Annotated in this window: 15 protein-coding genes and 1 tRNA gene; 14 read left to right on the forward strand and 2 right to left on the reverse strand. The window is 65.9% G+C overall.

Annotated elements, in window-relative coordinates:
• Positions 1–56 precede the first annotated feature (56 nt).
• Both M9952_12475 and M9952_12480 read right to left on the reverse strand, forming a co-directional pair.
• A complete protein-coding gene (locus M9952_12475) occupies positions 57–827 on the reverse strand; it encodes an FkbM family methyltransferase (GenBank protein ID MCO5313738.1) in 771 nt (256 codons plus the stop codon).
• A 178-nt stretch (positions 828–1,005) separates the two neighbouring features.
• Complete coding sequence (locus tag M9952_12480; GenBank protein MCO5313739.1) at positions 1,006–2,271, reverse strand: DUF445 domain-containing protein; 1,266 nt, start codon at positions 2,269–2,271, stop codon at positions 1,006–1,008.
• 15 nt (positions 2,272–2,286) lie between these two features.
• Between M9952_12480 and M9952_12485 the strand changes: the two genes are divergently transcribed.
• The 14 genes from M9952_12485 to rpsA all read left to right on the forward strand — a co-directional run bounded on the left by M9952_12485 (position 2,287) and on the right by rpsA (position 14,632).
• Positions 2,287–3,183: a hypothetical protein gene (locus tag M9952_12485; protein ID MCO5313740.1), complete on the forward strand. Its 897-nt coding sequence runs from the start codon at positions 2,287–2,289 to the stop codon at positions 3,181–3,183.
• A 6-nt stretch (positions 3,184–3,189) separates the two neighbouring features.
• Positions 3,190–3,885 (forward strand): DnaJ domain-containing protein, encoded by a 696-nt coding sequence (locus M9952_12490; GenBank protein ID MCO5313741.1) that lies wholly within the window; start codon positions 3,190–3,192, stop codon positions 3,883–3,885.
• A gap of 13 nt (positions 3,886–3,898) precedes the next feature.
• Positions 3,899–4,717 (forward strand): indole-3-glycerol phosphate synthase TrpC, encoded by an 819-nt coding sequence (locus tag M9952_12495; protein ID MCO5313742.1) that lies wholly within the window; start codon positions 3,899–3,901, stop codon positions 4,715–4,717.
• 9 nt (positions 4,718–4,726) lie between these two features.
• Complete coding sequence (locus tag M9952_12500) at positions 4,727–5,422, forward strand: phosphoribosylanthranilate isomerase (protein MCO5313743.1); 696 nt, start codon at positions 4,727–4,729, stop codon at positions 5,420–5,422.
• 32 nt (positions 5,423–5,454) lie between these two features.
• Entirely contained in the window at positions 5,455–6,654 is a 1,200-nt protein-coding gene (gene trpB, locus M9952_12505; protein ID MCO5313744.1) for a tryptophan synthase subunit beta, read from the forward strand.
• Positions 6,651–7,472, forward strand: coding sequence for a tryptophan synthase subunit alpha (gene trpA / locus M9952_12510; protein MCO5313745.1), 822 nt, complete (start codon positions 6,651–6,653; stop codon positions 7,470–7,472). Before trpB ends, trpA begins: the two co-directional genes overlap by 4 nt.
• A gap of 66 nt (positions 7,473–7,538) precedes the next feature.
• A complete protein-coding gene (locus M9952_12515; GenBank protein MCO5313746.1) occupies positions 7,539–7,835 on the forward strand; it encodes an HU family DNA-binding protein in 297 nt (98 codons plus the stop codon).
• Between the two features lie 110 nt (positions 7,836–7,945).
• Positions 7,946–8,407, forward strand: coding sequence for a thioredoxin-dependent thiol peroxidase (bcp, locus tag M9952_12520; protein ID MCO5313747.1), 462 nt, complete (start codon positions 7,946–7,948; stop codon positions 8,405–8,407).
• A gap of 170 nt (positions 8,408–8,577) precedes the next feature.
• Positions 8,578–8,663, forward strand: a tRNA-Leu gene (locus M9952_12525).
• A gap of 123 nt (positions 8,664–8,786) precedes the next feature.
• The gene (locus M9952_12530) at positions 8,787–9,086 is read left to right on the forward strand and encodes a hypothetical protein (GenBank protein ID MCO5313748.1); all 300 of its coding nucleotides are present in this window, start codon (positions 8,787–8,789) and stop codon (positions 9,084–9,086) included.
• Positions 9,083–9,676, forward strand: coding sequence for a response regulator (locus M9952_12535; protein ID MCO5313749.1), 594 nt, complete (start codon positions 9,083–9,085; stop codon positions 9,674–9,676). Before M9952_12530 ends, M9952_12535 begins: the two co-directional genes overlap by 4 nt.
• 101 nt (positions 9,677–9,777) lie before the next feature.
• Entirely contained in the window at positions 9,778–12,450 is a 2,673-nt protein-coding gene (gene polA, locus M9952_12540; GenBank protein MCO5313750.1) for a DNA polymerase I, read from the forward strand.
• 2 nt (positions 12,451–12,452) lie between these two features.
• A complete protein-coding gene (locus M9952_12545) occupies positions 12,453–13,208 on the forward strand; it encodes a methyltransferase domain-containing protein (protein ID MCO5313751.1) in 756 nt (251 codons plus the stop codon).
• Between the two features lie 77 nt (positions 13,209–13,285).
• On the forward strand, positions 13,286–14,632 hold the full coding sequence (gene rpsA / locus M9952_12550; protein MCO5313752.1) for a 30S ribosomal protein S1: 1,347 nt from the start codon (positions 13,286–13,288) through the stop codon (positions 14,630–14,632).
• The last annotated feature ends 158 nt before the right edge of the window (positions 14,633–14,790 follow it).

Below are 14,790 nucleotides of genomic sequence, written 5' to 3' on the forward strand. Positions count from 1 at the left end.
GGTTCGATCAGCGTTCGCCTGAATCTGCGTTCGACCGGATCCGTGGCGGGTGGGATTCAGCGGCCGACGAAAAGGTCTTCGCTGCGCTCCACCCGGCGGGTGAATTCGGCGGTGGCCGCCTCGAAGACCTCGGTGCAGCCCGGCTGGAAACGGTCGTGGAGTTCGATGGCGATCGTTTCGACCCGGTCGATCCATCCGTCGGCGGAACCGAACACGGCGTGTTCACCGCCCTCGATGTCGACCTTGAGGATTCCGATCTCGTCGATGCCGTGGTCGGCGATCAACTCCTCGACGGTGACTGCTGCGATTTCGGTGCTCGGCAGCGATGCCTCGGTGTTCGGTCCGCCAGGTTCAGCGGCGTCCTCGGCCCCGGGATCGGTGGAATCGGCCGCTCGGTAACCCCATGCCCCCACCCCAGGGTCGACGAGGTTGATCGATCCCGACCGCGGCCACAACGCCGCCTTCACGCAGACGATATTGTCGTAGGAAGCGGTGTTGTGAACGAGAAGGCGGAAGTTCTCCTCGTCGGGTTCGATGGCGATGACCGTGGCGGTCGGGTAGGTCTTCGCGAAGTACACGGCTGATAATCCGCAGTTTGCTCCGGCGTCGATGATCCAACGCGGCTCGGATTTGAGGTCCCAGGGCAGTTGATAGCCTTCGCCGGCGATGACGTGGACGAAGGTTCGCAGGTCGGTCCCGCCGCGGCGGAGCCGAAACGGCGCCGGGTACCCCTCCCAGGTCAGCTCGAGAAATCCCGTTGCGCCGGGACGGTCGAGGACGAGGTATTTCACCGTCCTTGGGAGACCAAAGTGCTTGAGGTATCTCATGATTCCACGTGAAATCGTCTGCACTCTGGTACCCGAACTCGGCCCTGACATGGCCGGCGAGGCTACGAACCGCACGTGGGGGCGTCAAGCACCGTTCTCCGATAACCAGTGGTCGTGATCACGACCACTGGTTATCGGAGAACGGGCTGGGCGGCGGGCTCAGTAGGCGGGCACGCGATCAGGTGAGCAGGCGCGAGAAGGTGTAGATGATCAGCCCGGCGAGGCCGCCGACGACCGAGCCGTTGATCCGGATGATCTGCAGGTCGCGGCCGAGGAGCACCTCGACCCGTGCGGTGGTCTCTGCGGTGTCCCAGCGCTGCACCGTGGTCTCGACAAATCCGGCGACCTCCGCGCCGTAGCGGCGAGCCATCGACACCGTGACCTCGCGTGCGCCGGCGTCGATCCGCTCGCGCAGCTCGGCGTCGGTGCGGAGGCGCTGCGCCATCGATCGGGCGGCCTCGGCGAGGCGTGCCCGCAGGGCGGAATCGGGGGTTGCCGCCTGTTCGATGAGCCCGTCGCGCAACTCGCCCCAGACGTCGATGATCCAGTCGCGTACGGCCGGGTTCTGAATGACGTCCATCTTCAACTGATTGGCGCGCTCGGCCAGTTCGGGTGACTCTCGAAACTTCACCGCCAGCTCGCGGGCCTTGCGGTCGACGTGTCGACGCACCTCGTGGTGCGGGTTCGACCGGATCTCGGAAATGAACGTGTTCAGCCCCGAATAGATCTTGTCGAAAACCTTGTCGTCGACCGCCTCAGGCACCCACCACGGCGACTCCTGCATGAACCGGGCGCGCAGTACGCCGCGCTGCTCGTTCAACATGTCGCTGAGCCCCTTGAGCACCGCGTCGAGCAGCTGGTGATGGCGGCCGTCCTCGGTGGTGATGTCGAGGACCTGCCCGGCGATCGGTGCAACATCGACCTGATCGAGGCGGCCGAGGACGTCGTTGACGAGCAGGTCGCCGATCTCCTCGTCCGGCAACAGACGGGCGATCGTCGCCAACAGCGCCGCCGCCTTCTCGGCCGCGAGTTCGGAGTTGTCGGACTCGAGCAGCCATTGCGCCATGCGGTCCGACACGCTGACCCCTTCGAGGCGTTGAGTGAGTACCTCAGGAGCGAGGAAGCTGCCCTGGACGAACCCGCCGAAGGTGCGTCCGAGCTGATCCTTTCGGTTGGGGAGGATGGCGGTGTGTGGGATCGGAATCCCCAACGGGTGGCGAAACAGCGCGGTGACGGCGAACCAGTCGGCGATCCCCCCGACCATCCCGGCCTCGGCGGTTGCCCGCAAATATCCCCAGGTGTCATCGACGCGGACCTCGAGGAGGCGAGCGATGACGAACACGACGGTCGCACCCAGCAGCACCAGCGATGCGAGCCGACGCATACGGCGCAGATCGGCGAGGCGTTGTCGATCGTCCGATGTCAGATGAAAGCTGGCAGCCATGGAAGACTCAACCCTATGGGCAACCTCGTTGGGGCATGGGTCGAACGCAGTGTGATCACGGTCGAAGGACCGGACTCGGCGTCGTATCTGCAGGGACAACTGAGCCAGGACGTCGCCTCGATGAACGTTGCCGACAGTCGGTGGTCGTTGCTGCTCGCTCCGAGCGGAAAGACCGTGGCGTGGCTGCGGGTGCATCGTGTCGGCGACGAGGCGTTCGTGCTCGACCTCGAACCGGCCGCGGCCCCGGACGCGCTCGCTCGGCTCGAACGGTTCAAGTTGCGAGTCGAGGTGGCGATGTCGTTGGCGGTGGGCCACCAGATGTTGTCGGTGCGGTCGCTCGCCGATGCCGGTGCCGGTGCCGGTGCCGATGCCGATGTCGTGGTGCCGGCACAGGCGGCGAGTGTGCCGGTCGGGGCGCCGGCCGGGTCGTCGGTGGGGGTGCGCGGAGTCGACCTCATCTGTTCCGACCCGGCGCTGATAGCGGCCCCCGCGGGAATGGAACTCGACCCGGTTGCGGTCGAACGCCTGCGTATCTCACACGGAGTTCCCACCTTCGGTGTCGACTTCGACGAGGACACGATTCCCGGGGAGTTGGGCCCGTGGCTCGTGGAGGAATCGGTGAGTTGGACCAAGGGGTGTTACACGGGGCAGGAACTCGTCGCCCGGGTCGATGCCCGGGGCAACAACACCCCGCGGCATCTGAGCGTGCTCGTCTTCGACGACCCCGGTGCCATGGTCCAGATCGGTGCGGAGGTCGTGGCGAATACCCTTTCCGATGGTGTGGTGGGCGCGGTAACCTCTTCGAGTCATGGCGTGGCATTGTCGATGCTCAAGCGTTCGGTCGAACCGGACACTCGGGTAACGGTGGGCTCGGCGGAAGCGGTGGTAACGAGAGTTGCTGCCAAGGAGTGAGGTTCTGTGGGCGGAAACAGTTACTACGAGGTGATCGGCGTGCGTCGTGATGCGGGGGTTGAGGAGATTCGCCACGCCTACCTGCACGCAGCGCGCCAGGCCCACCCGGACGTGGCCGGCCCGTCCGGTGAAGCTCGGATGCGAGAGCTCAATGAAGCCTGGGCGACGCTGCGCGACGAGGAGAAGCGGGCGTTCTACGACCTGTCGATTCCGGATCTGCCCGCACCCGCGGCCGGCGGTCGTGCCGGCGACGAATCTCGGGCGACACGCGTTAGGACCACGCCGCTGCCGCGCGCCGGGCGCGTCGGGGCCGATTATCACTGGCCGACGCCTCCACATCACCTCGATTTCTCCGACCTGCATCCCAACCAGCGATCCGGTCAACCCCCAATCGGTCAGCCCGCGACCGGTCGGCCCGGAGGGTCCCAGTTTGGCGGTGGGGAGCAGTTCACCCCTCCCAGTCCGACCCCGGTCGACCAAACCGTCGGGCGCGGAACCCTTGGGCGCGGAACCCGCTTCGCTCCATTGGTGCTGTTCGCCATCGGCGGCCTCATCGGCGCATGCGGGGCAGCGACGTCGAGCCCGTCGTTGCTGGTGATCGCGGCGGTGTTCGTCGTGGTCAGTGCGCTGGGCGCGCTCATCGTGAGGCTCGCGTCGGCCACGGCAGCCAAGGAGCGCGGGGTCGGCTCGCAGAACAGGTAGGTTCAAGGCCGTCATGGCTACCTACCTCGATCGAATCCTCGAGTTCCACCGCGCCCGCGCCGCGGCCGACCGTCGCAGCCTCGACGAGTTGATGCATCGTGCCGCAGCGATGGAGGCGCCTCGGGGATTTCGCGACGCGCTCCTCGGGTCGACCGCAGAGACCGCCGACGCCACGCTGGCCGTCATCTCGGAGGTCAAACGCCGGTCGCCGTCGAAGGGGGACTTGTTCGCCGAACTCGACCCGGCCGGGTTGGCGCAGACCTACGAGGCCGGCGGCGCCGCGTGTCTGTCGGTCCTGACCGACGAGCACCACTTCGGAGGGTCCGCAAACGACCTTGCCCAAGCCCGTGCGGCGGTGTCGTTGCCGGTGCTGCGCAAGGATTTCACCGTATGTGCACTCGACGTCGTCGATGCCCGGTTGATGGGAGCCGACTGCGTGCTGTTGATCGTCGCCGCGCTCAGCGACGAGGAGTTGGCCAACTTCGACGATCTCGCTGCGCAGTTGGGCCTCGACGTGTTGGTCGAAACCCACGATGAGGCCGAGGTCGAACGGGCGCTGCGTACGACCCGGGGAACGCTCATCGGTGTGAACCAGCGCGACCTGGAGACCTTCGAGGTCGACCAGGACCGGGCGGTGCGGGTCGCGGCCACCATTCCCGACGGTGTGGTCAAGGTCGCCGAATCCGGTGTGCGGGGACGCTCCGATGCCGAGGCTCTCGCCGCTGCCGGATATGACGCGGTCCTGGTGGGGGAGCACCTGGTGACCAGCGGGGATCCGGGCGCAGCACTCGCGGCGTTAAAGGTGCGGCGACCCCCTCACCACGACCGGTAGGTTGGGGCCATGTGGGTGAAGATCTGTGGCATCACCAACGAGGAGGACGCCTTGATGGCGGTGGCCCTCGGGGCCGATGCCATCGGGTTCGTGTTCGCTCCCTCGCCTCGACAGGTGAGCGTCGGTGTCGCCCGCGACATCACCAGGCGGCTGCCGCCTGAGGTGGAGCCGATCGGGGTGTTTCGCGACCAGGACCCACAGTTCATTTCCAACGCAGTGCTCGAAGCGGGCCTTCGCGGCGTTCAGCTCCACGGCCATGAGACCCCGCAACTGGCCTCCGAGATCACCCCGCGGCCGCGCCGCCTCATCGTCGCCTTCGCCGCGGGATCCCCGGGGATCGAGCGGTTCGAGGAGTACCGGGCGGATGCGATGTTGCTCGACGCCCAGGTTCCCGGCAGCGGGAAGGTCTTCGATTGGAACCTGGTCGACGGGGTGCCCGACGGAGCCCGGCTGATCCTCGCCGGGGGTTTGACCGCCGACAACGTCGCAGCGGCGGTGGAACGGGTTCGTCCGTGGGGGGTCGACGTGTCGACCGGGGTCGAGGCCTCGCCGGGGCAGAAGGATCCGGTGCTGGTGAGCGAGTTCATCGCCGCAGTGCGCGCCGCTGCACCCGCGGCATCGGAGGTCGACGATCCCGGTGCCGACCCCGATGGGGCCGCGAGTACGTCGGCGCCCTTCGACTGGTACGACGACTCCGACCTATGAGTCCACGAGACAGATCCAATGAGGCAGACACCGTGAGCGAAACGATCAGACCGGCGACGTTGATGGGCGACCCCGTCGACGGCCGATTCGGCGACTTCGGCGGAATGTTCGTTCCCGAAACCCTTGTCCCAGCGTGCCAGGACCTCGATCGGGCGTTTCGCGAGGCGTGGGCCGACGACGGTTTTCGCGCGGAACTCGATCACCTGTTGGCGTCCTACGGTGGTCGCCCGTCGCCGCTGACCTACTGCTCGAACCTGTCGGAGCGGTTGGGGTGCCATCTCTGGCTCAAGCGAGAAGACCTCAATCACACCGGCTCGCACAAGATCAACAACGTGTTGGGGCAGGCGCTCCTGGCGAAGCGGATGGGCAAGACCCGCCTCGTCGCCGAAACGGGCGCCGGCCAACACGGCGTGGCGACCGCGACCGCGGCGGCGCTGTTGGGGATGGACTGCGTCGTCTACATGGGCGAGGTCGATATCGCCCGCCAGGAACTCAACGTCTTTCGGATGAAGTTGCTCGGTGCCACGGTGCGGCCGGCAAGCTCGGGAAGCCGCACCCTCAAAGATGCGGTGAACGAGGCGATGCGCGACTGGGTGGCGACCGTGGAGTCGAGCCATTACTGCCTCGGTTCGGTGATGGGGCCGCACCCGTATCCGTGGATGGTGCGCGAGTTTCACCGAGTGCTCGGCCGTGAGGCGGCCGAGCAGTTCGACGCCGCGGTCGGTGGCACCCCCGACGTCGTGGTCGCCGCGGTGGGTGGAGGATCGAACGCCATCGGGCTGTTCAGCGGGTTCATCGACACCGATGCCACCATCATCGGCGTGGAACCCGCCGGAGGGGCGGCGGTGCAGCGCGGGGTTCCGGGCATTGTGCACGGCATGCACAGCTATCTGATGCAGGACGAGTTCGGGCAGGTCGAGGAGGCACACTCCATTTCGGCGGGGCTCGACTACCCGGGGGTGGGGCCCGAACATGCGCATCTCGCCGCCATCGGCCGCGTCGAGTTCCACCCCGTCAGCGACGACGAGGTGATCGAGGCTTTCAAGACCCTGAGCCGGGCCGAGGGGATCATCCCGGCGCTCGAGTCGGCACACGCGCTCGCCTGGGTCATGCGTGAGGCGAAGCGGGTTGCCGGCAGCCACGTGATCGTGAACCTGTCGGGTCGTGGCGACAAGGACGTCGATCAGATGATGGGCCTCGTCGGCCATGAGTTCCTGGGGGAGGAGTCGTGAGCGTCGTGGGTGCAGCAGGCGTCGTGGGAGTTTCGCCGGAGCCGGGGCCCATCGAGGCGCGATTTCTCGCCAACCGCCAGGCTGGCCGAAAGAGCCTGGTGATCTACCTCACCGGCGGGCTCCCCGGCTGGCAGGACCAGGTACGCGCCGCAGCGCAGGCCGGTGCCGACCTCATCGAGATCGGTATCCCCTTTTCCGATCCGGTGATGGACGGGCCGGTGATCCAGGAGAGTTCCCAGCGCGCCCTCGCGCATGGGGCCACCCCGGTGAGCGTGCTCGACGAGGCGTCTCGTCTCGATGCCGGATGTCTGCTGGCGGTCATGACCTACGCGAATCTCGTCTACCGATTCGGTTATGAGCGTTTCGCCCGCACCGCGAAGGATTCCGGCATCGACGGTGTCATTTTGCCGGACATCCCGATCGAGGAGTCTGCTCCGTGGTGTGCGGCCGCCGATTCCGCTGGCATCGAGACGATCATGTTGGCCGCGCCGACGGCCTCCGATGAGCGTCTCGCCCGCGTCGCCGAACGCGCTCGGGGGTTCGTGTATGGCGTCGGGTTGCTCGGCATCACCGGTGAACGAGATGCGCTTTCGGCCTCCGCACTCGAGATCGCTCGACGCCTGCGCGGGGTGACCGACAAGCCGGTGTTGGTCGGTGTCGGCATCTCGACACCGGCCCAGGCGGCGGAGACCTCGAAGATTTCCGACGGGGTGATCGTCGGCAGCGCGGTCGTGCGGCGCGCCATCGAGGTGGGTACCGCCGAATCGGTCGGTGAGCTCGTCGGGGAATTTCGGAGCGTTTTGGACGCCGAATGCTGACAAACCCCCGAAAACTCGGTAAAGTCACACCGTTGTAACTTCAATGCACCCGGGAGGGTCAGGAACATGAACAAGACTGAACTGGTCGAGACCATCGCTCAGCGCACCGATCTGTCGAAGAAGGACGTCGACGCAGTTCTCGGCGCGTTCTGGGACATCATCGCTCAGACCGTCGCCAAGGGTAAGGACACCGTCACCATCCCCGGCTGGATCAAGTTCGAGCAGGTCACCCGTGACCCCCGCGTCGTGCGCAACCCGCAGACCGGCGAGCAGATGAAGATCGGCAAGACCAAGGCTGTGAAGATCACCGCCGGCGCCACGCTGAAGGCCATCGCCAAGGGCGACAAGCCTGCTCCGAAGTGAGCCGCAGCGGCGCCGTAGGTCGGCGCCGCTCAGCAAGAAAATCTCGTTGAGGGGAGGGCGCGACCGCGCTCTGCCCTCAACGCGTTCGGCGCGGTGTCTAGATTGGGCCCATGACGACTCCCGCTGAAGGCAAGAAGGCCCCCGCGTTCACCCTGGTGGACCAGAACGAGGCCAAGGTGCAGCTGTCCAAGCTGGCCGGCCGCAAGGTCCTGGTGTACTTCTACCCGCGTGCCGACACCCCCGGCTGTACGACCCAGGCGTGTGGGCTCCGCGACATCGCCGGGCAGGTGGGAGACACGATGATCATCGGCATCAGCCCCGACAAGCCGGCCAAACTGAAGAAGTTCGACGACAAGTACGAACTCGGCTTCACGCTGCTGTCCGACGAGGACCACGCCATTGCCGAGAAGTACGGGGTGTGGGTCGAAAAGAAGAACTACGGCAAGACCTACATGGGGGTGCAGCGCAGCGCCTTCCTGATCGACGAGACGGGCCGCATCGAGGTGGCCTGGCCGAAGATCAGCCCGAAGGACACACCGACCAACCTGTTGGCGGCGCTCGCCGAGGACTGAACGCCTTCGCTACGGGTGTAGCGCCGAGCGGTTTTTGGCGAATTGCCGTTCTCGGAGAAAGGCGACGACCGCGATGGCGGCGATGAGCAACGGCAGCCGTCGGTGGCGCCGTGGCGAACTCGTTGAACCGTTCGTGGAACCCATGGCGACCACGCTAGAGTGTGCGCCGGGCCCGGGTGGCGGAATGGCAGACGCGGTGGACTCAAAATCCACTGTCCGAAAGGGCGTGTGGGTTCGAATCCCACCCCGGGCACCAAAAGCGAGCACGCACGATCACCTCACCCCGGACCGAAACGTTCGGGGTGAGTCGCGTCGTGCGAACCCGCCGGAGCCCCCGTCCGATCCGTGCGCGCAAAGGCGTCGCCTACACTTGGGCCGCATGTCTTGGTTTGTGGAACGCCGGTTACGGTCCGTCGCACAGAACCTTCGCAGCGCCCGAGACGATCTGGCGGTGACCGACGAACAGCTCGACCAACTCGTCGATGAGGCCGAGGACGCCGCGCTGCGGTCGATCGTGAGCGACGACCGTTCCGCCGTGCTTGACTCCAACGATGCGATCCGTCATCGCGACGCGCTCGTTCGTCATCGCCAGGGCCTCGTCGACAAGATCGCCTCGCTCGAGGCGCGCCAGGACGAGTTGCTCGACGAGATGAACCAGCGCCGATCGGGGAGATCATGAGCGAACCGCGCGCACCGTTGCGCATCGTGGTGGCCGAGGACGACGCCATCATCCGGATGGACCTGTGCGCCATTCTCGAAGAGCAGGGCTATGAGGTGGTGGCCGATGTCGGCCAGGGCGACCTCGCTGTGGAGGCCGTGCGACAACACGAGCCCGATGTCGCCGTCCTCGACGTCAAGATGCCGGTCATGGATGGCATCACTGCGGCGGGTGAAATCGCCTCGGAACGACTGTGCGCAGTCGTGCTGCTCACCGCGTTCAGCCAGCGCAAGCTGATCGAAGACGCCCGCGACGCCGGGGTGATGGCGTACCTCGTGAAGCCGTTCCAGCCCGAGGAACTCATGCCGGCGATCGAGATGGCGGTCGGTCGCTACGTCGAGATGGCGGCGCTCGCCGATCGGTCGGCGACGCTCGAGGAGCAACTCGAGACCCGAAAGCTCACCGATCGTGCCAAGGCCGTGTTGATGAACGACCACGGGCTCAGCGAGGTGCAGGCGTTCCGCTTTCTGCAGCGGGGCGCGATGGACCGACGTTCGACGATGAAGGCAATCGCCCAGGCGGTGGTCGACGGGGAACTCTCCCCGTCCTGACCCGCCGCCACATCCGTTCTCCGATAACCAGTGGTCGTGATCACGACCACTGGTTATCGGAGAACAGGCTGGGTCGGGGGTCATGAGTAGCATCGGCGCCGATGACGACGCTGATGCTGATCGACGGGAACTCCCTCACCTACCGGGCCTTCTACGCCCTGCCGACCGACATGGCCACGGCCTCGGGGCAGGTCACCAATGCGGTGTTCGGGTTCACCTCGATGCTCATCAACCTCGTGCGCGATCACCAGCCCGACCTGCTCGCGGTCACCTTCGATCGCCCCGAACCGACCTTTCGCCACAAGATGGTCGAGTCCTACAAGGCCCAGCGCGAGGCCAGCCCCGACATCTTGCGACAACAGATGGGGCTGGTGCGCCAACTCGTCGAGACGTTGAAGATCCCGATCCTCGAACAGGCGGGGGTCGAAGCCGACGACATCATCGCCACCCTGGCCACCCAGGCGGCCGATGACGGCATCGACGTCATCGTCGTGACCGGCGATCGCGACAGCTACCAACTCGTGGCGGATCCCCACATCCGCGTGTTGTACAACAAGCGCGGCGTCAGCGACTACGCGCTCTACGACGAGGCCGGCATCGAGGAGCGCACCGGCGTCAAACCATCGCAGTACGTCTATTACGCGGCGCTGCGAGGCGACCCCTCCGACAATCTGCCCGGCGTGCCCAAGGTGGGGGAGAAGACCGCGGCGAAACTCGTGACCGCGTACGGCGACATGGACGGTATCTACGCGCACACCGCGGATCAGACCCCGGCCCTTCGCAGGAACCTCGAGGAAAACGAGGCTCAGGCCCGCAGCAACGTCGAGATGATGACGCTCAAGCGCGACGTCGAACTCGACCTTGCGCCGTCGGAGTTGCGGCGAGGCGACGTCGACACCGATGCGGTGCGCGACCTGTTCAAGTTCCTCGAGTTCGGCACGTTGATCGGCCGTTTGGGCGCAGCGTTCGGCGACACGACCACGGCGGAACTCGACACTGCACGCAACGTCATCGAGGCCGAGGTTCACGAGGTGTCCGGCGATGAGGCCGCCGCGTTGCTGCGGAGCTTCGCCGACCGTTCCGAACCGATCGTGTTGGCGCCCTCGTGGCACGGCCAGCCCGGTCGAAGCGATCTGGCTGGGCTCGCGGTGGTGAGCGACCGCGACGGCGCCGAGGTGTCGTGGTTCGACGCTGAGGTGCTCGCCGCGCATGGCGACGCCCTCGACGACCTGTTGGCGAACGGTCCGGAGGTGATCGCCCACGACATCAAGCCGCTGCTTCGCCGGTGGCTGACCGAGGGCCGTCCACTGCCGAGATTGGCGATGGACACCAAGATCGCGGCCTACCTGCTCGACCCGGCCGACACCCGGTACGGCATCGCCGAGTTGGTCGAGCGATACACCGACGCCGAACTGGCCCAGGGCGACGCCACCCCCGCCGGGCAACTCGATTTCGATGCCGGTTCGGAACCGGTGGGGACCGCAGCGGCGCGCGAGGCCCTCGCCACGGCGTTCGTCGCGACGCCGATCACCGAGGCCCTCGAGGCACAAGGCCTGAGTTCATTGGCCGACACGATCGAATACCCCTTGATCACCGCGTTGGCCCGCATGGAGTTCCTGGGCATCGGCGTCGATCGCGACGCGCTCGCGGCGCTCAACGAACACTTCACCTCCGAAGCGGCGCGCCTGCGGGGCGCGGTGGTGGCCGAGGCGGGGGAGGAGTTCAACGTGAACTCGACCCCGCAGCTGCGAACCATCCTGTTCGACAAGCTCGGCCTGACCACTCAGAAGAAGACCAAGACGGGCTATTCCACCGATGCCGCCTCGCTGGAGAAAATTCGCGATCAACATCCGATCGTCGAGTACCTGTTGCAGTACCGGGAGATGGAGAAGCTGCGCAGCACCTACGGCACCGGGCTGCTCGCCGAGGTCGGCCCGGACGGGAGGATTCACGCCACCTTCAACCAGACCGTGGCCCGCACCGGTCGGCTGAGTTCGGATCAGCCGAACCTGCACAACATTCCGGTGCGTTCCGAGGAAGGTCGACGCTTCCGCGAGGTGTTCATCCCGTCACCCGGATCGGTGTTCATCGTGGCCGACTACAACCAGATCGAACTGCGTTGCATCGCCCACCTGGCACACGACCCGGGCCTCATCGAGGCCTTCACCTCCGGACGCGACATCCACAACCAGACCGCGGCGCGCGTCTTTGGCGTCGAACCCGATCACGTCAGCATCGAGATGCGTTCCAAAGCGAAGATGGTTTCGTACGGATTGGCCTACGGGATGGAGGCTTACGGGCTCGCCCAGCGCCTCAACATCGCGACAAAGGAAGCCCAGGGCATTCTCGATGCGTACTTCTTGGCATTTCCTGCGGTGAAGAACTACATGGATCGCACCGTCGAGGAGGCCCGCGAACGCGGCTACACCGAGACCCTTTTCGGGCGCCGGCGCCGCATTCCCGAGCTCAGTTCCGGCGTGCGTTCGGTACGAATGGCCGGGGAGCGTCAGGCCATGAACGCCGGCATTCAAGGGCTGGCGGCAGACATCTTCAAGGTGGCGCTCGTGCGGATCGACGACGCGTTCGAACAGGGCGACACCGGGGCGCGCCTGATCCTGCAGGTGCACGACGAGGTGATCTGCGAGGTCGCCCCCGAACGCCTCGATGAGGTGCAGGCGCAGGTCATCGACATCATGCGCGGAGCGTTTGCCATGGCCGTCCCGCTCGAGGTCAACGTCGCGTCGGGCGACTCGTGGGCCGCGGCGAAGGGGTGACCGTGGCCGATCGCCAACGACACTGGTTCGAGGCCCTGGCAGACCACATGGGACCCGCATATCTGCGGTACTCCTTCACGATGGGTACCGCCCAGGAGGTCGACTTCATCGTCGAGGTGCTCGGGCTTGAGGCAGGGATGCGCGTGCTCGACGTCGGCTGCGGTCCGGGCCGTCACAGCCTCGAACTCGCTCGTCGCGGATTCGAGGTGGTCGGGCTCGACATCAGCGCCACGTTCATCGACCTCGCGAACGCAGACGCTGCGGCGACCACCGCGACATTCGTGTGCGGCGACGCCCGCAACATGAGCTTTCAGGCGGAATTCGACGCCGCGATCTCGCTGTGTCAGGGGGCGTTCGGTCTCGGCGGCCCCCCGGTGAGCCTCGATCCGTCCAACCTCGACAACGATCTGGCCGTGCTGCGCGGCATCGAGGCCGCACTTCGGCCGGGAGGCGTCGTCGGGCTGAGTGCGTTCAGTTCCTATTTCCAGGTGCGCTGGCTTGAGGACCACGACACGTTCGACGCTGCGACCGCGGTGAACCACGAGACCACCGAGGTGCGCGACCCCAGTGGGACGGCGATTCCCGCGGAACTGTGGACCACGTGCTACACGCCCCGGGAACTTCGCATGATCGTCGAACGCGCCGGCCTGGAGGTGAACGACATCTTCTCGGTCACCCCCGGCGACTACGTGGCCACGGCGCCCTCGGTGCACACGCCCGAGTTTCTCGTAGTGGCGCAACGCCGCCGCAGCGCCTAGCCTGTTCGTGCTTTGCTGCGACCGTTGTATCGCAGCGCATCTCTATCCACTATCCATCAATCCCTACAGGCTCTTTCGTGTCAGATACCACCACAGAACTCACCTCCGACGATCCCACCGGCGAGGAGTTCGCCTACCGCCAGATCCTCGACTACGACGTCTCCGACGCCGACCTCGAAGCCCTCTACTCCTCGTCGATGAAGGGTGTCGAAGACGGACAGCTCGTCACCGGTACGGTCGTCAAGGTCGACCACGACGAGGTCCTGCTCGATATCGGGTACAAGTCAGAAGGCGTGATTCCGGCACGTGAGCTGTCGATCCGCAACGACGTCGACCCGCACGAACTCGTCTCGATCGGCGATGAGGTCGAGGCGCTGGTCGTCACCAAGGAAGACAAGGAAGGTCGCCTAATCCTGTCGAAGAAGCGTGCGCAATACGAGCGTGCGTGGGGTCAGATCGAGCAGATCAAGGAAGCCGACGGCGTCGTGTCCGGCCCGGTCATCGAGGTCGTCAAGGGCGGTCTCATCGTCGACATCGGCCTTCGTGGCTTCCTGCCGGCTTCGCTGGTGGAGTTGCGCCGGGTGCGCGACCTTCAGCCCTATGTGGGCCAGACGCTCGAGGCGAAGATCATCGAGCTCGACAAGAACCGCAACAACGTGGTGCTCAGCCGTCGTGCATGGCTCGAAGAGACCCAGAAGGAACAGCGCGACGAGTTCCTCACGAATCTCAAGCCGGGCGAGCGCCGCCGCGGTGTGGTCTCCGGCGTCGTCAACTTCGGTGCGTTCGTCGACCTTGGCGGCATGGACGGCCTCGTGCACGTCTCCGAACTGTCGTGGAAGCACGTCGATCACCCGGGTTCTGTCGTCCAGGTCGGCGACGAGATCGAGGTCGAGGTGCTCGAGGTCGACATGAGCCGCGAGCGCATCAGCCTGTCGCTCAAGGCAACCCAGCAGGATCCGTGGCAGGAGTTCGCCTCCAACCACCAGGTCGGCGAACTGGTCTATGGCCGTGTCACCAAGCTGGTGCCCTTCGGTGCGTTCATCCAGGTCGGCGACGGGATCGAGGGTCTCGTTCACATCTCGGAGATGTCGTCGCATCACGTCGACCTCCCCGAGCAGGTCGTCACCCCCGGCGAGGAACTCTGGGTCAAGATCATCGATCTCGACCTGCAGCGTCGCCGGATCAGCCTGTCGATCAAGCAGGCTGCCGAGGGTGGCATCGTCGCCGCCGAATACCAGGAGCACTTCGGCGAGCACGCCTATGACGATGAGGGCAACTACATCGGTGGCGCCATCGAAGGCACCTCCGAAGGTCAGGAAGCCTGGGAGCAGTATTACGCCGAGCAGGGATTCGCCGCCGACGGCGTGACCCCGCTCGAGGGATTCGAGGCTCCGGCCGCCGAGGGCACTTCCGAAGAGGCGTAGTCCCCACACGGTCGACTGACCGTTCGATCAATTGAGCAGCGGCATCCGGTTCCGGCCGGGTGCCGCTGTCGTTTTGGCGGTGAGCACGGATTTTTGACACGACATCCTAAGTAATCGCGTCGTTGCTGCCGACGAATGACGTGGCAAGCCGTCGCGAA

This window comes from Microthrixaceae bacterium (assembly GCA_023957975.1).
Lineage (GTDB): Bacteria > Actinomycetota > Acidimicrobiia > Acidimicrobiales > Microtrichaceae > JAMLGM01.